Annotated in this window: 12 protein-coding genes and 1 tRNA gene; 7 read left to right on the top strand and 6 right to left on the bottom strand. The window is 65.2% G+C overall.

Going from position 1 to position 20,325, the window contains the following annotated elements:
• Positions 1-9: 9 nt before the first annotated feature.
• Positions 10-849 (bottom strand): HesA/MoeB/ThiF family protein, encoded by an 840-nt coding sequence (locus STARVERO_RS00375; protein ID WP_200837611.1) that lies wholly within the window; start codon positions 847-849, stop codon positions 10-12.
• A gap of 105 nt (positions 850-954) precedes the next feature.
• Here STARVERO_RS00375 and STARVERO_RS00370 point away from each other — a divergent pair, with 105 nt between their 5' ends.
• Together STARVERO_RS00370 and STARVERO_RS00365 are read left to right on the top strand one after the other, a co-directional pair.
• Positions 955-2,223: a glycine hydroxymethyltransferase gene (locus tag STARVERO_RS00370; protein ID WP_159597517.1), complete on the top strand. Its 1,269-nt coding sequence runs from the start codon at positions 955-957 to the stop codon at positions 2,221-2,223.
• Positions 2,224-2,304: 81 nt separating this feature from the next.
• Positions 2,305-2,381 (top strand) — tRNA-Arg (locus STARVERO_RS00365).
• Between the two features lie 184 nt (positions 2,382-2,565).
• On the opposite strand, the gene STARVERO_RS00360 is transcribed toward STARVERO_RS00365, so the two are convergent.
• Complete coding sequence (locus STARVERO_RS00360; RefSeq protein WP_159597516.1) at positions 2,566-4,902, bottom strand: acetamidase/formamidase family protein; 2,337 nt, start codon at positions 4,900-4,902, stop codon at positions 2,566-2,568.
• A 295-nt stretch (positions 4,903-5,197) separates the two neighbouring features.
• Between STARVERO_RS00360 and STARVERO_RS00355 the strand changes: the two genes are divergently transcribed.
• From STARVERO_RS00355 to STARVERO_RS00340, 4 genes are read left to right on the top strand one after another with little or no spacing between them, the layout of a single operon-like run.
• Entirely contained in the window at positions 5,198-6,292 is a 1,095-nt protein-coding gene (locus STARVERO_RS00355) for a TRAP transporter substrate-binding protein (protein WP_159597515.1), read from the top strand.
• Positions 6,289-6,837, top strand: a complete 549-nt coding sequence (locus STARVERO_RS00350) for a TRAP transporter small permease subunit (protein WP_159597514.1) — start codon at positions 6,289-6,291, stop codon at positions 6,835-6,837. Before STARVERO_RS00355 ends, STARVERO_RS00350 begins: the two co-directional genes overlap by 4 nt.
• Positions 6,824-8,149, top strand: coding sequence for a TRAP transporter large permease (locus tag STARVERO_RS00345; protein ID WP_144343747.1), 1,326 nt, complete (start codon positions 6,824-6,826; stop codon positions 8,147-8,149). The genes STARVERO_RS00350 and STARVERO_RS00345 overlap by 14 nt, the downstream gene beginning before the upstream one ends.
• Positions 8,150-8,164: 15 nt before the next feature.
• A complete protein-coding gene (locus tag STARVERO_RS00340; RefSeq protein WP_159597513.1) occupies positions 8,165-9,754 on the top strand; it encodes a gamma-glutamyltransferase family protein in 1,590 nt (529 codons plus the stop codon).
• 157 nt (positions 9,755-9,911) lie between these two features.
• Here the strand turns inward: STARVERO_RS00340 and STARVERO_RS00335 are convergent, their stop codons facing one another.
• On the bottom strand, positions 9,912-10,748 hold the full coding sequence (locus STARVERO_RS00335) for an alpha/beta fold hydrolase (RefSeq protein WP_159597512.1): 837 nt from the start codon (positions 10,746-10,748) through the stop codon (positions 9,912-9,914).
• A 127-nt stretch (positions 10,749-10,875) separates the two neighbouring features.
• Between STARVERO_RS00335 and STARVERO_RS00330 the strand changes: the two genes are divergently transcribed.
• Positions 10,876-11,916, top strand: a complete 1,041-nt coding sequence (locus STARVERO_RS00330; RefSeq protein WP_159597511.1) for a GlxA family transcriptional regulator — start codon at positions 10,876-10,878, stop codon at positions 11,914-11,916.
• A 55-nt stretch (positions 11,917-11,971) separates the two neighbouring features.
• Here STARVERO_RS00330 and STARVERO_RS00325 read toward each other — a convergent pair whose 3' ends face one another.
• The 3 genes from STARVERO_RS00325 to STARVERO_RS00315 form a co-directional block, all read right to left on the bottom strand.
• Entirely contained in the window at positions 11,972-17,218 is a 5,247-nt protein-coding gene (locus tag STARVERO_RS00325) for a rhamnan synthesis F family protein (RefSeq protein WP_159597510.1), read from the bottom strand.
• Positions 17,219-17,860: 642 nt separating this feature from the next.
• Complete coding sequence (gene prpB, locus STARVERO_RS00320) at positions 17,861-18,769, bottom strand: methylisocitrate lyase (RefSeq protein WP_144343752.1); 909 nt, start codon at positions 18,767-18,769, stop codon at positions 17,861-17,863.
• A gap of 41 nt (positions 18,770-18,810) precedes the next feature.
• On the bottom strand, positions 18,811-20,325 hold the full coding sequence (locus STARVERO_RS00315; RefSeq protein ID WP_159597509.1) for a tripartite tricarboxylate transporter permease: 1,515 nt from the start codon (positions 20,323-20,325) through the stop codon (positions 18,811-18,813).

Genomic DNA, 20,325 nt, shown 5'->3' with positions numbered 1-20,325 from the left:
CCGCGCCGCTCACCGCTGGTGTCGTGACAGGTCCTTGATCGTCGGATGGGTTCCCGTCAGCGGATTGTCCGGGTCCCAGCCATAGGCCAGCGTTTCGAAGCGCATCGACTTGGCGTCGATCATCAGCAGCCGCCCCACCAGCCCGTCGCCGAAGCCGGTGACGGCGCGGATCGCCTCCAGCGCCACCAGTGAGCCGGCGATCCCGGCCAGCGCGCCGAGAATGCCGGCCTCGGCGCAGGTCGGCACCGTGCCGGCGGGCGGGGGCTCGGGAAACAGGCAGCGATAGGTCGGGTTGGGCGTGCCGTCCGCCGCCTTCTCATGCGGGCGCAGCGTCGTCACCGTGGCGTCGAAGCGCCCGAGCGCCGCCGTCACCAGCGGAATGCCCGCCAGCGCGCACGCATCGGAGACCAGATAGCGGGTGGAGAAATTGTCCGAACCGTCGATCACCACGTCGACGCCGGACACCAGCTCCAGCGCGTTGTCGGCGGTGATCCGGGCGTTGATCCCCTCGAAGGCGACATGCGGGTTGAGCGCCGCGACGAAGGCGCCCGCGCTCTCGGTCTTCGGCTGGCCGATCGCCGCCGTCGTGTGGATCACCTGCCGCTGCAGATTCGACAGCGACACGGTGTCGTCGTCGATCACCACGAGCCGCCCCACGCCGGCAGCGGCGAGATAGAGCAGGGCAGGGGCGCCGAGCCCGCCGGCGCCGACCACCAGCATGCTCGCCTTCTTCAGCTTCTGCTGGCCCGGCCCGCCGATCTCGCTGAGCACCAGATGGCGCGCATAGCGCTCCACCTCGTCGGAGGAGAACAGGGGAGCGCGCGCGGGGGCAGGGGCATGATCGGTCATGATGCGGCTATATAGCAACGATGCCGGCGCCTGCCAGCGCTGCACGCGCGGGCGTGTGTGCGACCGGCCATGGGCAGGCGGGCGAATCGCCGCTATCTGGTTGGCATGAGCCACGCAACCGATGCCCCCGCCACCGTGATCGACACCGGCACGACCGACGCCCTGTTCGCCGCCGCCCGCCTTCATGGCGAGACGCTGACCCGCCGGCGCCTCGTGCTCTATGCCGGCGCCAACTACCCCTCCGCTACCGTGCGCGCGGCCTGCGCGCCGGGCCTCGGCGCCATGCCCTCCATGGGGCCGAGCTTCGACAAGGAGCAGCCGGGCACCGAGCTGGTCTCGCAGTTCGAGGTGGCGGCGAGGCGGGAGGCCTGCGCGCTCTTCGGGGCCACCTGGGCGGAGCCGCGCCTGCCCAGCGCGACCTTGTGCAACCTCGCCGTCTTCCACGCCTTCGCGCGCCCCCGCGACCTGATGCTCGCGCCCGACAAGGCGCATGGCGGGCATCTCAGCCAGCGCGACGGCGGCACGCCCGCGCTGGCCGGGCTTTCCTGCGAGGCGCTGCCCTTCGACGGGGAGGGGCTCTGTCTCGACGCGGCCGGCGCCGCGCGGATGGTGGAAGCGCGCCGCCCGCGCCTCGTCATGCTCGGCCGCAGCGTGATGGTGCGGCCGGACGATATCGCGCCGGTCGTCGCGGCCGCCCGGTCGGCGGGGGCGACGACGGTGTTCGACGCCTCCCACGTCGCCGGGCTGATCGCCGGCGGCATCTATCCCAACCCGCTGGAGGCCGGCGTCGACGTCATGGTGACGTCGACCTACAAGACCATTCCGGGCCTGCCGCACGGGCTGATCCTCGGGCGCGACCCGGCGCAGGGGGAGACGCTTGCAAGCCTGCTCGATGCGCGCTTTCTCGCCAATTACAATCCGGCCCTGCTGCCGCCGTTGCTGCGTGTCCTGCAAGAGGTGGGGGCACATGGCGCCGCTTATGCCGATGCGGTCGTCGCCAACACCGCAGTCCTCGCTCGGGCCTGCCGGGCACGCGGCTTGCCGGTGATCGCGCCGGAAAGCGGGTTCACGCACCAGATGCTGATCCCGATCGGCGCGGCGGAGGATCCCCGTGCGCTGATCGAGGCGCTGGCGCGGCACGGCGTCATCGTGGGAATCTGCCCGGACATCACCCGCGAGGGGCGGTCCGCATTGCGCGTCGGCAGCCAGTTCCTCGCCACGCTCGGCCTGCGTGCCGACCGGATGGACGGGGTGGCGGACATCCTCGCCGGTCTCCTGGCCGGCGCCGACGGAGTCGCCTTGCGGACGGAGGTGGCGGAAGACGGCACGCGCGCTCGCATCGAGGCCCTCCTCTCTGGTCTTCACGCGAGTTGAGAGGATCGCCTTCCGCCCGGTTGCCGGAGGCCGGCCGTTCGACTATGAAGGCGCAGCACCGGCGTCTCTTATGCGCCGCGGGCACCCGTAGCTCAGCTGGATAGAGCGTTGCCCTCCGAAGGCAAAGGTCGCACGTTCGAATCGTGCCGGGTGCGCCAATTTTCTTAATGAAATCAATTTATTGAGCGACTGCGCGCCGCCTTCGGGATTTCGGTGATCTCTGCCCGCGGAAGCGATGCGTCGCGTTTTATGGGCGATGGAAAAGGGGCATCAGCGAGGGCGAGAATACGAAGACGGTCTCAGCGTCTTGTCGAGGCCGAGCTGGAGCGTGGCGTTGCGGCGTCAGGGATCGCGTACCTCGAAAATCCCCTTGGCGACCTTGGCATGGACGCCCCAATTGCCATCCGCCACCTGTGTCACGCCGAAATCGACCGCCACGGACATCAGCGAGATCGTCTCGTCCTCGTCGAGCCCGTAGCGTTCCATGAGGAACTTGCGGGCGGCGCGGAAGGCGCTGCGTAGTGCCCGGCTCAGCGAGGAGCGTTTGAAGACTTCCGACTGGGCGTTGCGGCCCAGCTCGCGCAGATAGTTGGTGTAGCTGAAGCCGTGCAGCAGCCAGGCGTCGGGCGTCTCGATCAGCGGTGCGCCCAGACCGTTGAGATAGGATTTCTCGGTCTCGCCGCGCTTGTGCAGCACGAGGCGGATGTCGCCGGTGAGCGAGCATTCCAGCGCCGTGCCGCTGATCTCGCCATCGCCCTGCGCCAGATGCGGGTCGCCGACCGAAAGCAGGGCTCCCGGCACCGTCACCGGCAGGTAGACCGAGGCGTCCTTGCCGGCGCGCCAGTTATCGATATTGCCGCCGAAATAGCCGGGTGGAACGGAATCCACCATGTCGGTCTCGCGCGGCGCGACGGCGATGAAGCCGAAATGCGGGCGCACCGGCACGCGCACACCCTTCAGGAGGTCGTGGCGCTCGACGATCTTGGCGTGGTCGACCGGCACGCCGGGATAGTCGATGGTCTCGTGCACCACGCCGAACGGGTCGGTCTGCGGCATCCAGCGGAAGGAATAGACCGCCTCGGCATAGCCGCTCTCGCCGGCGGCGTCGGTCCGGTAGATGGTGATGACTTCGCGCTTGCGCGGCTCGTCGAGAATGTCGTCGTGGTGGAAGCCCCACGCGGCGGCGGCGTTGGAGCCGAAGGCATGGCCGGCATAAAGCGGATTGGCGCAGGGGCGGGGTTTGAGGTCGAGGATCTGCACCTCCAGCACGTCGCCCGGCTCGGCGCCGTGGACGAAGATCGGCCCGGTGCAGATATGCACGCCGAAGCCCTCGCCGGCACCACGGCCGAAGATGCTGGCGTTCACCGGCCCGGCGCCGCGCCGATCGACCGCCTTGTAGTCCCGCGTCCAGCGGAACACGCTCTCGGCGCCGGCGTCGCCCGCGATCATGCGCTCATGGTCGTCATAGGCATGCTGCGTCAGCGTCTCCACCGTCACCGTCGCACCCGAACGCACGCGCAGCACTGGCGGGATGGCGCGTGAGAGGTAGCCCCAGTGCACGCTCTCGCGCGACACCGGCAGGTGGTGGCGTCCGGGCTCGCCGATGTCGCGCGGCAGCGGCGGCAGACGCGGTACGTCTTCCACATCATCGTGCGCAGGAGCTGCGGCAGGCATGGGGCGCGAGGGGCGCACGCCCGAGTGCAGGGGGCGCCCGCGGGTCCAGCGCGTCTCCACGGCCGGGCCGGACGATTTGCGGTAATCGCGCGGGGAAATGCCGTAGGCGGCGCTGAAGACGCGGCTGAAATGCGCCTGATCGGGAAACCCCCAGCGAAAGCCGATCTCGGCGATGGAGCGGTCGGCATGCTCGGGGTTCACGAGATCGCGTCGGCACTGCTCCAGCCGGCGATGGCGCACATAGTCGGAGAAGGAGCGGTCCTGGCCTTCGAACAGGCGCTGGATGTAGCGCGCGGACAGGCCCTCGGCCCTCGCGATATCGGCGACCGCCAGCTCCGGCTCGCGCAGCCGCGCCTCGATCTGCGCGCAGACGCGGGCATAGTGGGCCGCCTGCACCTGCGTGGCGTTGTCCTCCTCGGGCCGCGCCTCGGCGAGCAGGGCGGAGAGCATCAACTCGGTGATGGCGGTCTCGGCGGCCATGAGGTCGCCGTCCTCGGTGACGGCGAAGTTCGCGGTCAGCGCCCGCATCATCGGCCGGGCCGCCGCCGCCGAGACGGATCCGCCGAGCACCAGCGTGGGCACGGTGGCGGCGCGGCCGAGGCGGCCGGTCAGCCGTTCGCGCGGTACCTGCAGCAGCAACAGCTCGAAATCGTTGCGGAACTGCACCGAGAAAGGCGTCATCGGATCGCAGACCCAGATGTCGCCATCGGCAAATTCGGCCGCGCGCCGACCGGAATCGGTGAGATGGCCCCGGCCGTAGTTCACGAAGCCGATCAACACATGGCGCTCGCCCGTGGACAGGGCCGAGAAGTGCTGCGCGGTGGAGCGCAACAGGGCGAAGCACGCCTGCGTCGGCGATCGCTTGATCGAGATCTCGCCGAAATGGAAGGCGGCATCCTTCGGCAGACGGCCGGACAGCGCGAGGCTGGCCAGCGTCTCCCGCCAGACGGCCTCCTGCTTGCTGGCCGGAAAGGCGTTGATGGAAATCGGAACGGCTCGGTTCATGGCACTGCCGGTCTAGGTCGCGGGGCCCGTTCTTGCCAGTGAAGCACTTTGACGAACGGCGCACAAAAACTTGTCTCGACCGTCCGGAATTTCGCTGCGCAATATTGCGTCAGTTTAATATAACTTATTGATAAAACAAGATAATTTTTATCGAAACGGACTCGCCCGGTCCGGGGTCGGCCGCCGCTTTGCACCTATGGGGGCATTGCTCATGTTGCGGCGCAGCGGAATATCTAGCCGCAGACAGAGGCGCCGATCGGAACAGCGGCGCCCATCCGGACAAGGGGAAAGAGAGATGGATCGTCGTGGATTTCTGGGCGCTGGTCTTGCTGGCACGGCCGCCATCGCGACCGTTGCGGCGCCGCACGTTGCCCGCGCCCAGCAGACCTTCAGCTGGAAAATGACCAATGCCTACGGACCCGGCGCGCCCTTTTACGTCACCGGCCCCGGCAGCCCGACCGATTTCTGCGAGATGGTCGGCAAGCTCTCGGGCGGGCGCCTCACCATCCAGCACTTCGCGGCGGGCGAACTGATCCCGGCGCTGGAGGGCTTCGATGCCGTGTCCTCGGGTACGGTCGAGATGAACGCGGCGAATTCCTATTTCTGGGCCGGCAAGGTGCCGGCGGCGCAGTTCTTCACCTGCGTGCCCTTCGGCCTCAATTTCCAAGGCCAGAACGCCTGGATCTATCACGGCGGCGGCCTGCAGCTCTGGGAGGAGCTCTACGAGCCCTTCAACCTTGTGCCCATGCCGCTGGGCAATACCGGCGTGCAGATGTCCGGCTGGTTCCGCAAGCCGATCGAGAAGGTCGAGGACTTCCAGGGCCTGAAGATGCGCATCCCCGGCCTCGCCGGCAAGGTCTATGCCCAGCTCGGCGTCGACGTGAAGCTGCTGCCGGGCGGCGAAATCTTCCCCGCGTTGGAGCGCGGCGTGATCGACGCCGCCGAATTCGTCGGCCCCTATCAGGACCGCCGTCTCGGCCTGCAGAAGGCGGCCAAGTACTACTACACCACCGGATGGCACGAGCCGAACAACGTCACCGAACTCATCGTCAACAAGGATGCCTGGAACAGCCTCCCGGACGATCTGAAGGCGATCGTGCGCGCGGCCGCGGCGGCCTGCAACGTCATCAGCCACACCTGGTGCGAAGCCACCAATGGCGAGGCCATGACCGATCTAGTGAAGAACCAGGGCGTCGTCGCCGGTCCCTATCCCGAGGCGGTGGTGGACAAGCTGCGGGAGGTCACCAAGACCACGCTGGAGCAGCTGGCGGCCTCCGACCCGAAGATCAAGAAGGTCTACGACAGCTTCACCGACTTCGCGGCCAAGCACAGCCAGTGGGCCGGCCTGTCCGAAGCGGTCTACCAGACCCAGATCCGCAGGGGCGAATGATCTCCGTTCTCGAAAAATGGGCCCGGGGCCTCGACGCGATCGTCGAGGCTTGCGGCTGGGTCGCGGCGTGGACGGGGCTCGCGCTCGTCCTCGTCATGGCCGGCAACGTGCTGATGCGCTACGCCTTCAACACCGGCTCGGTGGCGATGCAGGAGCTGGAATGGCACCTGATGTCGCCGCTGACGCTGCTGTGCATCGCCTACACGATCAAGCATGAAGGCCATGTGCGGGTGGACATCGTCTATGCCCACCTGCCGGCGCGGGTGAAGCAGGCCATCGACCTGTTCTCGGCGCTGAGCGTGGTCGCCCTGTCGGTGATCGTGATCGCGTTGTCCTGGCGCTACGTGATGCAGTCCTACCGGATTGGCGAAGCCTCGCCCGACCCCGGCGGCCTGCCCTACCGCTTCATTCTCAAGGCGATGATCCCGGCCGGCTTCGCGCTGCTGCTTCTCCAGAGCCTTGCCGCCACTTTCCGGGCGCTTGAGCCCTTCCTCGGTGGGCCGGCCGAGCCGCCCGCGACGGTGCCTGTCGATGCCCCTCAATGAAATCCTGGCGATCGCTTGCATCGCCTCCTTCTTCGTCATGCTGTTCGTCGGAGTGCCGGTGGCGCTCACGCTGGCGATCAGCGGCTTCTTCTTCGGCTGGCTCGGCTTCGGCACCACGCTGTTCGGCCTGCTGCCCGCGCGCATCTACGGCGTCACCGCCAACTACACGCTGATCGCGATCCCGCTGTTCGTGTTCATGGGGGTGATGCTCGAGAAGTCGCGCCTCGCCGACGAGCTGATGGAGGTGATCGGTCATCTCTCCGGCAGCCTGCGCGGCGGTATGGGGCTCGGCATCATCCTCGTCGGCATGCTGATGGGGGCGACCACCGGCATTGTCGGCGCGACCATCGTCACGCTGGGCCTGCTCACCCTGCCGACCCTGCTGCGGCGTGGCTACGACAAGAGCCTCTCCTGCGGCGCCATCTGTGCCTCCGGTACCCTCGGCCAGCTCATCCCGCCTTCGACCATCCTCATTCTTCTGGCCGATATCCTCGGCGAGTCGGTGGGTACGCTGTTTGCCGCCGCCGTGCTGCCGGGGCTGCTGCTCACGGGCATCTTCTGCGTCTACATGATTGCCGTCGGCATCATCTGGCCGGAAAAGGTGCCGGCCATTCCGCTGGAAGAGCGCCGGGCCATGCCGCGCCGCGAATTGTGGCTGAAGGCGCTGAAGGTCGGCCTGCCGCCGATCGCCCTCGTGCTCGCGGTGCTCGGCTCGATCATCGGCGGCATCGCGGCTCCGACCGAGGCCGCCAGCATGGGCGCGCTCGGCTCCATCCTCGTCGCGGCGTTTGCCGGTCGTTTCAGCTGGAAGACCCTGACGGAGACGGTGCAGTCCACGGCACGCATCACCGCGATGATGTTCTTCGTGCTCATCTGCTCGCAGGTCTTCGCGCTGGCCTTCCGTGGCCTCGGCGGCGAGCGGCTCGTGCACGATGCCTTCGCCTTCGTGCCCGGCGGCACGGATGGCATTCTCATCTTCATGCTGCTGATCATCTTCGTGCTCGGCTTCTTCATCGAGTGGATCGAGATCAGCTACATCGTCGTGCCGATGTTCCTGCCGCTGATGATCGGGGCGAATGTCGATCTGGTCTGGGCGGCGGCGCTGATTGCCACGGTGCTTCAAACCTCGTTCCTCACGCCGCCCTTCGGCTGGGCACTTTTCTACCTGCGCGGGGTGGCTCCACCGGAGGTGGCGACCGCCGACATCTATCGCGGCGTCGTCCCTTTCATCGGGCTGCAACTCATCGCCGTCACGCTGGTGTTCGCCTTCCCGGAACTGGCGACCTGGCTGCCCAAGGCGATCGGCTGGTAAGGACGGAATCTCTCTATGTTGAACACGGTACGTGCCCGGCGGGGCATGGCGACCTCGCCGCATCATCTCGCGACCGAGGCCGGGCTTCGCGTGCTGCGCGAGGGTGGCAACGCGGTGGAGGCCACCGTGGCCATGGCGGCCGCCCTCGCCGTCGTCTATCCGCACATGACCAGCATCGGCGGCGACGGGTTCTGGCTCATCGGCCGTCCGGGCGAGGTGCCCGTCGGCGTTGAGGCCTGCGGCCGGGCGGCGGGCGCGGCTACGCCCGAGCTTTATGGCCGTGCCGGCCTCGACGCCATTCCCCAGCGCGGCCCGCTGGCAGCCAACACCACGGCCGCCACCATCGCCGGCTGGGGCGAGGCGCTGAAGGTCAGCGCCGAACATGGCGGGAGACTGCCGCTCGCCCGGCTCGTCGAGGAGGCTGTCTGGCACGCGGAGAACGGCTTCCCCGTCACGGCCAGCCAGAACGAGTTGACCTCCGAAAAGCGGCCCGAGCTGGCCGGCGTTTCAGGTTTTGCCGGAAGCTTCCTCGATCATGGGGCCGCGCCGGCGGTTGGCTCCATTATGAAGCTGCCGGCGCTCGGCGCGACCCTGCGCCGGATCGGCACGGCCGGCACCGATGACTTCTATCGCGGCAGGCTCGCCCGCGAGATCGCTGATGACCTCGCCGCCGCCGGCTCGCCGGTCGCGCTGGAGGACCTCGCACGCTGCGAGGCTCGGCGCGTCGCGCCGCTCTCGGTGCGGCTGCCCGGCATGCGGCTGTTCAATTTCCCGCCGCCGACGCAGGGCCTGTCCTCGCTGATGATCCTCGCCATCTTTAGCCGGCTGGGCGTCAGCGAGGCGGAGGGCTTCGACCACATTCACGGCCTGGTCGAGGCGACCAAGCAGGCCTTCCTCGTGCGCGACCGCATCGTCGGCGACCCCGACAGCATGAGCGAGGACCCGGCCGACTGGCTCGCCGACGCGGCCCTGGATCGCCTGGCCGGACGTATCGACGGGAAAACGGCGCTGCCCTGGCCGGCACCGCCTTCCGCCGGCGACACGGTGTGGCTCGGTGCCATCGACGGCAACGGACTCGCGGTGAGCTTCATCCAGAGCATCTACTTCGAGTTCGGCTCCGGCATCGTTCTGCCGCAGACCGGCATCGTCTGGCAGAACCGCGGCGCGAGCTTCCAGCTACGGGGGGAGGGCCCCCGCCTGCTGGCGCCGGGCCGCAAGCCCTTCCACACGCTCAACCCGGCGATGGCCGCCTTCGAGGATGGGCGCTACATGGTCTATGGCACCATGGGTGGCGAAGGGCAGCCGCAGACCCAGGCGGCGCTGTTCTCACGCTATGCGCTGTTCGGCGAGGAACTGCAGGCCGCGATCACGGCGCCGCGCTGGCTGCTCGGACGGACCTGGGGTGCCGAGAGCGTGACGCTGAAGCTGGAAGACCGCTTTCCGCCGGCGCTGGTCGCGGCCCTGCGGGCCGCCGGGCATGATGTGGAAATCGTGCCGCCCTTCGATGCGATGATGGGTCATGCCGGCGCGATCGTCCGCACGGCGGACGGCACGTTGGAGGGGGCCGGCGATCCGCGCAGCGATGGGTGCGCTTCGGGTTTCTAGCAGATCCTGCCGCGGTCGGCTGTGGGTTCAGGCGGGAGCGGCCCCTTCTCGGCCTCCGGCGATGTCGGGCTTCATGTCGCCTGGTTCCGGGTCGATGCCGCCGGCGATCATTTGAAGAACCGGCGCACGATTTCCCGTGCGCCGATTCCCTTGTCGCTCAGCTCTGGATGAAGGCGAGCAGATCGGCGTTGAGAACGTCGGCATTGATCGTCAGCAGCCCGTGGCCGTAGCCCGGATAGGTCTTCAGCGTGCCATTCTTCAGCAGCGGGGCCGAGAGCCGCGCGCTGTCGTCGATCGGTACGATCTGGTCGTCTTCGCCGTGCAGCACCAGCGTCGGCACGGTGATCGCCTTCAGATCTTCCGTCTGGTCGGTCTCGGAGAAGGCCTTGATGCCGTCATAATGGGCCTTGGCCGAGCCCATCATGCCCTGCCGCCACCAGTTGTTGATCACGCCCTGGTCGATCTTCGCGCCTTCGCGGTTGAAGCCGTAGAAGGGGCCGGCGGGAACGTCGAGGAAGAACTGCGCGCGGTTGTCGGCGAGCGCCTTGCGGAAGCCGTCGAACACCTCGATCGGCAGGCCGCCGGGATTGTTCGCGGTCTTCACCATCAGCGGCGGCACGGCGCTGACCAGTACCGCCTTGGCGACCCGCCCCTGCGGCTCGCCATGCCGCGCGACGTAGCGGGCGACCTCGCCGCCGCCGGTCGAGTGGCCGATGTGGACGGCGTTCCTCAGATCGAGATGCTGCACGACCGCCGAGGCGTCGGCTGCGTAGTGGTCCATGTCGTGGCCGTCCCAGACCTGCGACGAGCGGCCATGGCCACGCCGGTCGTGAGCGACGACGCGATAGCCCTTGGACAGGAAGAACAGCAGCTGCGCGTCCCAGTCGTCGGACGACAGCGGCCATCCATGATGGAATACGATCGGCTGGGCGTCCTTCGGGCCCCAATCCTTGAAGAAGATTTCAACGCCGTCTTTGGTGGTAACCGTGCTCATGGCTTGTTTCTCCTGGTTCTCGGCCGGGACGTCTCGTCCGCGGTTCAATTCGATGGAGAAACAGATAGACCGCCGCGGTCGCGTTTCGGATTGGCGGAATCGACATAATCCGGGCCATAAGTGACAAATGACAAAAACCATCCCCTCGACCCCGATCGCCGATATCGCCGTCCTGATCTATCCCGGTGCGCAACTCGGCGCGGCGCATGGGCTGACCGACCTGTTCTCGGTTGCGAACCTCATGGTGAAACGACACCTGGGTGGCGAGGCGCCCGGGCTGCGCTTTGGCCACTGGCGCGGCAGAGAAGACGGCGAGGGAGCGGAGCGGGTGTTCGACAGCCATCCGGGGCTGCCGGGCGAACCGGACTTCGTCATCCTGCCGCCGGCCGTCATCGCGCCGATAACCGCGGAGGAGGCGGCGCCGCTTGCCTCATGGCTGCGCGACCGCCACGCGCGCGGCGCCACGCTCTGCTCGGTCTGCGCCGGCGCCTTCCTGCTCGGAGAGACCGGGCTGCTGGAGGGCCGCGCCGCCACCACCCACTGGTTCTACGCCAATGACTTTTCGGAACGTTTCCCCAATGCCCGCATGGACATCGACAAGCTCGTCATCGACGACGGCGACCTCATCACCGCGGGCGGATTGATGGCCTGGACGGACCTCGGACTCAGGCTCGTGGATCGGCTTCTGGGGCCGACCGTCATGCTCGAGACCGCGCGCTTCCTGCTGGTCGACCCTCCCGGCCGCGAGCAGCGATACTACAGCGTGTTTTCACCGAAGCTGCGCCATGGCGACGAGGCGGTGCTGCAGGTCCAGCACTGGCTGCAGGCGACCGGCGCCCGTGATGCGACGCTTGCCGCGATGGCGGAGAAGGCGGGGCTCGAGCCGCGCACTTTCCTGCGCCGCTTTCACAAGGCAACAGGGCTGAAGCCGAGCGAATACTGCCAGCACCTGCGCGTGGGCAAGGCGCGCGAGATGCTGGAGGCGACCACGCGTCCCATCGAGCAGGTCGCGTGGGATGTCGGCTACGAGGATCCGGGCTCGTTCCGCAAGGTCTTCGTCAAGGTGACGGGGCTCGGGCCCCGCGAATATCGCCAGCGCTTCGGGCTTGCGGCCCTTCGCGAGGGGGACGTTCTCCAAGACACCAGGCATGGCCCGGGACGTATGTGAGCATCCTGATCTCGAACTCGAACGCCGCATCCATCCAAGTTGATAGGAGGATGCGTCACCGCCGATGGTTCCTTACGTAGGTCGTCGCATAATCGTAGCCGGCCTTGCGGGCCGCAAACGGTATCATCCGCTCCAGCACATGCAGCATCGTTCCGTCGATGGGCAGCGGCTCCGCCGGATAATCGTCCCAAGTCAGATGGAGATCGAAGAGCGGCCGGAGTGCTTCCGGACGAGCCCAGAACATCGTGCCTATCGGGAAGTCGAAGTGGTTCGTTAGATCGATGCCCATTCGTGCCGCGAGGGCCTCGGCAATCTCCCGGTTCTCGGTCCAGTCGCAAAGATTCGGGTCCTCGGGAAACACAAGGCCAAGCCGCGGATCTGCCTCGAAAGCGGCCGCGATCTCGTCCAGCATGGCAAAATCGCCGCCAATCAAATGTTCCCAGAGGAAGGTGCGCCACACATCACCCAGCGACCCATCGGCATGTGGGCTGCGCTTGCCATGGACATGGCCGATTATGTCGTAGGCGAAAAGCTGCTCGCGCGAAAAGGCATTGAGCAGGGGCCCGATATCACGCCCCTTGTTTGGAACGACCATGACCGTTCCCCTCATGCCGAACTCTTCCAGCGAGCGCTGGAGTTGCAGACGGCGCTCCTCGCTGCTGGTCGTGAGGAAGAGGTCACAGGGCACCCGGTTCCGGGAGAGCCGCCCGAGGAATTCCGGCAGGAGTTCCGGGTAGTGGAAATGCCCGTGCATCGCGACCCTGAGATGGCTGGGTACTGATGGCGGGTTCGCCTGTGGTGTGATTGTCTGATGGAGCCAGCGACCCCTGGGAGAGCCGGAGCGCAGATAATGCGCCAGCGGATCTTCGCCTGTCATCTCGTCATAGGCGGCGTTGTCTTCCGCGTAGATCAACGGATGAAAGCCCTCAAGGGGACGACGTACGAAGTAGCCGGAATAAGGCTCGCCGCGGGGAACCGCATGACGGGAGGCCTGCAAATAGTGCCAAAGAGCCTCATCGCTACCGATCTGCGCGGTGTCGCCCGGCTGGTAGAGTGTCGCATTGAACATGCTGGCAGCTCCGATCGTTTCAAAATCGATCTGCGTCTGCCGCCGCACATGCAGCGATGCCTGCCTGAGATTGTCGATAGCATCGACATAGCCCTGCATATCGAAGGTACGATCGCCGATCTCCCGTACGGCCTGTGAGAGCGTCCGGCGCAGATCCGTGTCACTGGCCAGTTCCACGATGCGTTCGGCAAGGGTTCCCGCATCCAGATAGGGCACGACCAGCTTGCGTGTATCCTCGGACTTCAGCAGAAGCTCTGCCATTCCGCCGGCATTTTCAAAACACAGTACCGGAATGCCGTGCAGGGCGCAGTCGATGGAAACGTTGGGCAGCGGATCGAGCCGCGAGGACAGCACCATGATGTCGGTGCGCGCGTAGAGCGGCTCAAGGTCGCTGAAGGCCCCGAGAAAGCGGAATCGGCCGGCGAGGCCGCTGCGCTCCACCTGCGCCTCCAGCAGATCGACATAGGATTGGTCGAAGGTGAAGGCCTCACCGGCCCAGGCGAATTCGATCGACAGGTCTGGCCTGCGGCGAACGACTTCGGCTGCCGCTGACAAGAATACATCAACTCCCTTGCGGGGCGTGATGGTACCCATACCCGCCACAAGCAGGGTTCCATCGCGCGGCGGCAAGGCATCGATGTCGCCATGCTCGGGCAGGCCCGGTTTTTTCAGTATGCGCGGATCTGCGACGGGAAATCCCGTTTCCGCACTCTCGGCTTGAGGGGGCACTTCGGAGTGCCCCTGCGGCAGGATGGTGTAGCGGCGGGGCATCAGGTGGCGATGATCGGTGAGCGCAGAGTCCGCTACGATTTGTGCCGGAAAGACCACCTGTGACGCCAGTTTGAAAAGGCCGTAGAGAATCCCGAGTGGGCGGTGGCAGTTGGAGAATTCGTGAACCAGGGCAATAACGGGCACGCCGTTCTCTTCGAAGGCGGGCACGAGACTGCGGCTCTCGACACTGTTGGCGATTACATAGATCGGATTGTAATTGCTGATCAGTTCTCGCGCCAGTTCCTCGAACTCAGCCTCATGCGCCACGAGATCGATGGGCATGGTGACAACGGCGTTTGCCGCCATCTCGAAAGCTTCCGTAAGAGCGTCCTGCCGCTGGAGAAAGACAACGACATTGTATTTTTGACGGAGCGAGCGGACTATATTCCATGCAAGAATGGGAGCCCCGGTACGAGAGGCTTCATGTACCAGAATGACTACTGTAGGTAGACGTGGGTCTATCGTTCCGACGGGATAGTTCAGTCGCCGCGCAACCGGGAAGGGGGAACGCCCTTCATCCCGGCCATGACAGATATAATGAACTAAACAGCGTTCTACGATGTCGGGGTAGCGGCGCCTGTAGAAAGTCGGGTCGAACTGTCGCGATGGCGCAAGTCCGCGAGCTTCGCCTAGCTTCACATAATGGGCGATCGGTGACATGCCCATCTGGGCAGCTTCCGCGGTTCCAGAATAAGAAATATCATCAAAGAATTGATGATTCTCTATCAGTGCAATGTCGTTCTCAGATTGAGAATCAAATGAACTTATTTCGCTGAATTCAAGAGATATTTTTTGATCGGTGCGAATCAGAATGATGTCTGGTTCATTTGTAAGTTCGTATAATTCATTACTATTGTCGGCCTGTGTGCTGAAATTCGCATCATTCTCTTGATCGGCTTCCAGTTCTTCTGCCGGTATGCCGATGTAATTTTCGCTCTGGATTGGAATAAATTCTTGTTCGCCGTATGTTGGAGCGTGCTCGCCTGCAGGCAACACAGCGGCAAGAGTGCTCCTTCTTTCCCATTCGAGTTGGAAACGGACAGGTTCGCGTCTCAGAAGTGACTTCCGGAAACGGCGAATGCCGCGGCGAGAGAGTACGGGCTTGAAAAACAGTGCCGTATGCAATCCCAAGCGCTGTATGCCTTGGCGTAGGGGGTGCCACGGTTTGAAATAAGCGCGGCATAGTTGGCTGGCCAGCCAATCGCTCGCGGATTTCATGGCTATCAGTTGCCACTGCACCTCATGATAAGCTTCCAATGATGCCGCCAGTTGCCGCTCGATAGCCGCGATGTGCTGGAGTGAGGCTTGGTGCTCGTTTTGCCGGCTATTGATCGACGCCGCCAGTTGCTGCTCGACAGCCGTGATGTGCTGGAGAGAGGTCTGGTGCTCGTTTTCCCGGCTAGCGATCGACGCCGCCAGTCGCTGCTCGATAGCCGAAACATGCTGAAATGACGTCTGGCGCTCGGTTTCCCGGGACTTGATCGATGCCGCCAGTTTTTGCTCGATAATTGCAATATACTGAAGGGAAGTTTGCCGCTCGGTTTCCCGGGACCTGATCGATGCCGCCAGCTTCTGCTCGATATCTGCAATATACTGGAAGGTAGTCTGGCGCTCATTTTCCCGGGTCTTGGTTGATGTCGCCAGCTTCTCCTCGATATCTGAAATATACCGGAGATAGGCTTGGTGCTCGTTTTCCCTGGTCTCGTTCGATGTCGTTAGTTGCTGGATTTCAGCCTGCGACTCAACGAGTTGCTGCTGCAAGGCCTGAATGCAATTGACCTTCATATCTCCGAACCCGAGGTGGACGGCGACCGTGTCGTAAAGGCTGGAAAGCGGACGCTCGCTGGCTCCCGAGACCGTTGCTTGGATACGTCCTTCCAATTGCGTGTAGCGCCGTATGTCGTCAGCCGTCACCTGCCAACCCAGCGACCTGGTGAAATCCTGGAACAGCGACATTTTGCTGAGGCTGACGCCTTCAGTAGGCTTGGCGCAGCTGACCAGGGTGTCGAGGCTGTCGTAAATGCCGCGGTAGGCGATGAAGCCGATCTCGACCGGCTCATTCAGCCGCCATTCCTGATCGAAGAAGTGCGGTGTTCCCTTGCCGTCTAGGACCATGTTCCGCGGAATGGCATCCACCAGATGGCCGGGGACAATCGCAGCTGGGGGTGGAGCGGGCTGGGCGGGCATAGGCGTGAGAGCCAGCACGGAGTCCAGCCAGCGCCGGGCCCAGCCTCTCCACTCCTCCAGCGTCCATCCTGCCCTCGCCCACAGTGATATGAGCTCGGCGTGCCAGGTGCGCTCGGGCAGGAACGGTTCGTCGGCCAAATGAAGCGAGATCAATTCCGAGGGGTTGGCGCCCGGCTCGTGATTCAGCCGGCTGCGGCACACACGAACGGTCCCGTCCTGCCATTCAAAACGAACCTCTTTCGAAAACTCCGGCCGTCGCGAGGTGCCATAGTGAACACCCAGGACGTCGTGATCTGGCAACGCCTCGTCGGAGCTCAACACGAGAAACGAATTGGCGAGATCGCCAAGCAGGCCGTTGCGGAAGACGGGGCTCCAGGCGCGCTCCAGTGAAAATGCGAGCGGACCCGTGATCTGCGGATCGGTGCGCACCGCCTCAGCGAGCAGCGCCGACAAGTCGACCTCATGTCGCAATACCTGATCCGACAGCACCGAAACGGGCAACTTGTAGTCCGGCAATGGAAACCACCATTGCTGATGCGGCAGGCCGCCATCGGCGAGACGTCGCGAGAGCTCCGCTCGCCCGAACGTCATCACCGTGTCCCCGCGATAGAGATCCTCAATGCCGAACATGGGCTTGCTGGTGTGATCTTCCGCGCAGCCCGCGAAATATTTCAAACCAAGCTGGTTCTCGATGGCGACAATGAGGATGCCGCCAGGACGCAAAAAGCTGCGAGCGCGCGCGATGAGGGCGGCCACAGGATCGCTATCGTCGATCTTGAAGAATATGCGCGCATATTCCAGCACGCCGATCAGTGTCACTACATCGAATTTCGGGCCCGACGGGAGGGCAGCAAAGTCGTCCGCTACCACAGTGACGTTGGACAGATCGGCGCAGCGTGTGGCCGCGATGGCCGCCCGCCGCCCGCTCCCCTCGATGGCGAGGATCTGACCGCCATTTTCGCCGAGAAACCGAGTGACGGCCCCGGTTCCCGCTCCGATTTCGAGAATCGATCCTTTCAGCAAATGCCGAATCGGGCGCATTAAGTTGGCGCGCCGAGAGTTGAAATGATAGTTCGTTGGCCAGTCTGTAATTGACTTTTGTAGTTCTATCGACGACGAGGAGCGATCAGAGCTTTCTTTGATAATAGAATAAATTCTATCTTCTACTTCATCACCATCGGAATAGGAGAATGGGCTTGCGTTTGGTCGATGCCAAAGATTGCTAGCAGTATCGAAATCATAAGAAGTTATTAGATAGTCGCGAACGTGATTCATATTCATTTGTGATGGTAGCGTTCAACGTTGCGGCGTAAGATGGTGATTTGATATTTCTAGTGGAATAAGGCGACTTGTGTCCAGAAGGTCGCCGGGAGTCATAAGCTGCGGCCGTGATACCCGGTCGGTCACTATGCCGCAATCAGACGAAGGCCTGCTGACAGCCCCGCGGGTGCCCCCGCCGTAGACGTCTGTCGGAACGATCTCGACGTTGCGGTCGAGAAGCAGGGGGCGGCATTTTTGAACAGACGTTCCCTTCAGGACAGGGTTGTCCAGCATCTGTTGGGGGGGCTTTGGCTGACCGTGCTCCTCCTCGGACGCTGTCGTCCGCCCCATGGAGTGGCCGGGATGCCGTGTTCGTCTGCGACTGTCGCTGATGCAGCGATTGCGGGGCCGACGCAAACGCGGTGGACCGGCTGCCTCCGCCCGGATCATCTTGTCGAGCGCCATCTCCGACGCCGGGCTCGGCGGCGGCCTGGCGCGTGGGCTCATCTCCGGATCTTCCGGGCCAGAATCGCCGCGCGCCGATTATCGCCCGGCAAGGCAACGTTTCGACGACGCCGGCCACCTCCGGCGACAGCAGGGATTGCTCACGCGATCCGCATGCGCGGCCGCTCGTCTGAAGCTGGTCTGCCTGGCCGTCTATGCGGATGGGAGCACTGTCGTGACGATCGACCGATCGAGCGTCTCGTAATCGAAATAGCGGATGGTGTCGTAGAGCTCGGCCCGGGTCTGCATGCGCGCGATCAGCGCCTTCGGCGTACCGGCGCGGCGGATCTCGGCGAAAAGCTCTTCCTGCGCCTTGGCGGCCACGCGCAGCGAGGAGACCGGCCAGATCACCATGCGGTAGCCGAGTTCCTGGAACTCCGCCGCGGTCAGTGCCGGGGTGCGGCCGAACTCGGTCATGTTGGCGAGCAGCTTCACGCCCGGCAGACGCTGGGCGACGTCGCGGAACATGTCGACCGAGGTCAGGGCTTCCGGAAAGATCGCGTCGGCGCCGGCTTCCAGATAAAGCTTGGCGCGCGCCACCGTTCCCTCGATGCCTTCGCTGGCGGCGGCATCCGTGCGCGCGACGATGACGAGATCGCGGCGCGCCTTGCGGGCGGCATTGACCTTCGCGGCCATATCCTGGGGCGAGGCGAGATGCTTGTCGTTCAGGTGGCCGCACTTCTTGGGCAGGATCTGGTCCTCGATCTGCACCGCGCCCGCGCCGGCGTCCTCGAAGCTGCGGACCATGTGCATGACGTTGAGCGCTTCGCCGTAGCCGGTGTCGCCGTCGACCAGGATCGGCAGGCTCGATGCGCGGGCGATCTGGCGGATGTGGAACGCCATGTCGTCGACGGTGAGGATGCCGAGGTCCGGCAGGCCCATCGCGGCGCTGACCGCCGCGCCCGACAGGTAGAGGGCCTCGAAGCCGGCATCGCGGGCCTGGATGGCGGCCAGCCCGTTATGGGCGCCCGGCATCTGCAGGATCGCGTCGCGCTCGATCAGGGAGCGGAAGCGCGCGCCGGCCGAGGCTGCGGGAAGATCGGCGCTGAGAAGATAGGTCACGGCGTTGGTCCTTGTAGATGTGCGGTTGAACCGAAGCAGCCTCAGCCGCCCTCGCTGTCCGAGACGGCGCGAATGCGCCGGCCGAACCGGGGGGCCAGCACGGGTACCAGCAGCGTCAGGGCGGCGAGCAGCCAGAACAGGATGGCGACCGGCGAGGAGAACAGGGCCATGAGGTCGCCGTCCGAGATCGACAGGGCGCGCCGGATGTTGTCTTCCAGAAGGCGCGCCAGCACGAAGGCGATGAGCATGGGGATGAGCGGGATGCCCATCTTGCGCATCGCATAGGCCGCGATGCCGATGCCGGTGGTGAGCAGCAGTTCGAACGTGGAATTGGTGGCGGCGTAGACGCCCGCGAAGGAGAGTCCCAGCACGCCGGGGAACAGGATCCAGTTCGGCACCAGCAGCAGGCGGGCGAAAAGGCCGACCAGCGGCAGGTTCAGCACCAGCAGCATCACGTTGCCGATATACATCGAGGCGATCAGGCCCCAGGCGATCTCCGGCCGCTGCGTGAACAGGAGCGGGCCCGGCGTGATCGAGTACATCAGCAGCGCGCCGAGCATGACGGCCGTGGTGCCGGAGCCGGGAATGCCGAGCGCGAGCATCGGCACCATGGAGGCGGTCTGCGCCGCATTGTCGGCGGTCTCGGGCGCCGCGAGGCCCCGCATGTCGCCCTTGCCGAACGTGTTGTTGCGGTTCGAGACGCGCTTCTCCGCCGTATAGGCGAGCGCCGACGCCACCGCCGCGCCCGTGCCCGGCAGAACGCCGAGGAAGAAACCGATGCCGGTGGCGCGAAACATCGCCGGCAGGCAGCTCACCAACTCGCTGAGTTTCAACCGTTCGCCGGAGCCGAGATTCGTCACCGCGCCCGAACGCATGCCCTCGGCGACGACGAGGATCTCGCTCACGGCGAACAGGCCGATCGTCAGCGTGGTGAAGTCGATGCCGCCCAGCATCTCCAGCGAGCCGAAGGTGAAACGCTCCACGCCTGAGCCGCCGTCGATGCCGATCATCGCGCCGAGCAGGCCGAGGCAGATCGCCGCCCAGGTCTTGGCGGTGCGTCCCTGTCCCATGGTCGAGAGCAGGGCAAAGGCCAGCACCATCAGCGACACATATTCCGCAGGCCCGAACGCCACCGCGAGACGGGCGATCGGCACGGCGAGGAAGGTGAGGAGCAGGACGGTGAGCGTGCCGCCGACGAAGCTGCCGATGCCGCTCAGCGCGAGGGCCGCCGCTCCGCGGCCCTGTCGGGCGAGCGGATAGCCGTCCAGCGTCGTCATGACGAGGCCGGGGTCGCCGGGAATGTTCAGCAGGATCGACGAAATGCGCCCGCCATAGCCCGAGCCGTAATAGATGCCGGCCAGCAGGATCAGCGCGCTCTCGGGCGGCAGCTTCAGCGAAAAGCACAGCGGCAGCAGCAGCACGATGGCGTTGATCGGGCCGATGCCCGGCAGCGCGCCGATCGCCGTGCCGAGGGCGGCGCCGGCAAGAGCCAGTGAAAGGTTGAACGGGGTGAAGGCGACGCTGAAGCCGAAGGCCAGCGAGGATACGGCGTCCAT

This window comes from Starkeya nomas, from assembly GCF_902703545.1.
In the GTDB taxonomy this organism is placed as follows: domain Bacteria; phylum Pseudomonadota; class Alphaproteobacteria; order Rhizobiales; family Xanthobacteraceae; genus Ancylobacter; species Ancylobacter moscoviensis.
Note: the sequence above shows the minus strand (reverse complement) of the source record. Positions and strands in the feature narration are given on the sequence as shown.

Bases quoted from the DNA above. Each gene is read 5' to 3' on its own strand.
- STARVERO_RS00315 (WP_159597509.1), bottom strand. From the start codon at position 20,325: ATGGACGCCGTATCCTCGCTGGCCTTCGGCTTCAGCGTCGCCTTCACC.
- STARVERO_RS00335 (WP_159597512.1), bottom strand. From the start codon at position 10,748: ATGAGCACGGTTACCACCAAAGACGGCGTTGAAATCTTCTTCAAGGAT.
- STARVERO_RS00340 (WP_159597513.1), top strand. From the start codon at position 8,165: ATGTTGAACACGGTACGTGCCCGGCGGGGCATGGCGACCTCGCCGCAT.
- STARVERO_RS00350 (WP_159597514.1), top strand. From the start codon at position 6,289: ATGATCTCCGTTCTCGAAAAATGGGCCCGGGGCCTCGACGCGATCGTC.
- STARVERO_RS00325 (WP_159597510.1), bottom strand. From the start codon at position 17,218: ATGAATCACGTTCGCGACTATCTAATAACTTCTTATGATTTCGATACT.
- STARVERO_RS00370 (WP_159597517.1), top strand. From the start codon at position 955: ATGAGCCACGCAACCGATGCCCCCGCCACCGTGATCGACACCGGCACG.
- STARVERO_RS00375 (WP_200837611.1), bottom strand. From the start codon at position 849: ATGACCGATCATGCCCCTGCCCCCGCGCGCGCTCCCCTGTTCTCCTCC.
- STARVERO_RS00355 (WP_159597515.1), top strand. From the start codon at position 5,198: ATGGATCGTCGTGGATTTCTGGGCGCTGGTCTTGCTGGCACGGCCGCC.
- STARVERO_RS00330 (WP_159597511.1), top strand. From the start codon at position 10,876: ATGACAAAAACCATCCCCTCGACCCCGATCGCCGATATCGCCGTCCTG.
- STARVERO_RS00345 (WP_144343747.1), top strand. From the start codon at position 6,824: ATGCCCCTCAATGAAATCCTGGCGATCGCTTGCATCGCCTCCTTCTTC.
- STARVERO_RS00360 (WP_159597516.1), bottom strand. From the start codon at position 4,902: ATGAACCGAGCCGTTCCGATTTCCATCAACGCCTTTCCGGCCAGCAAG.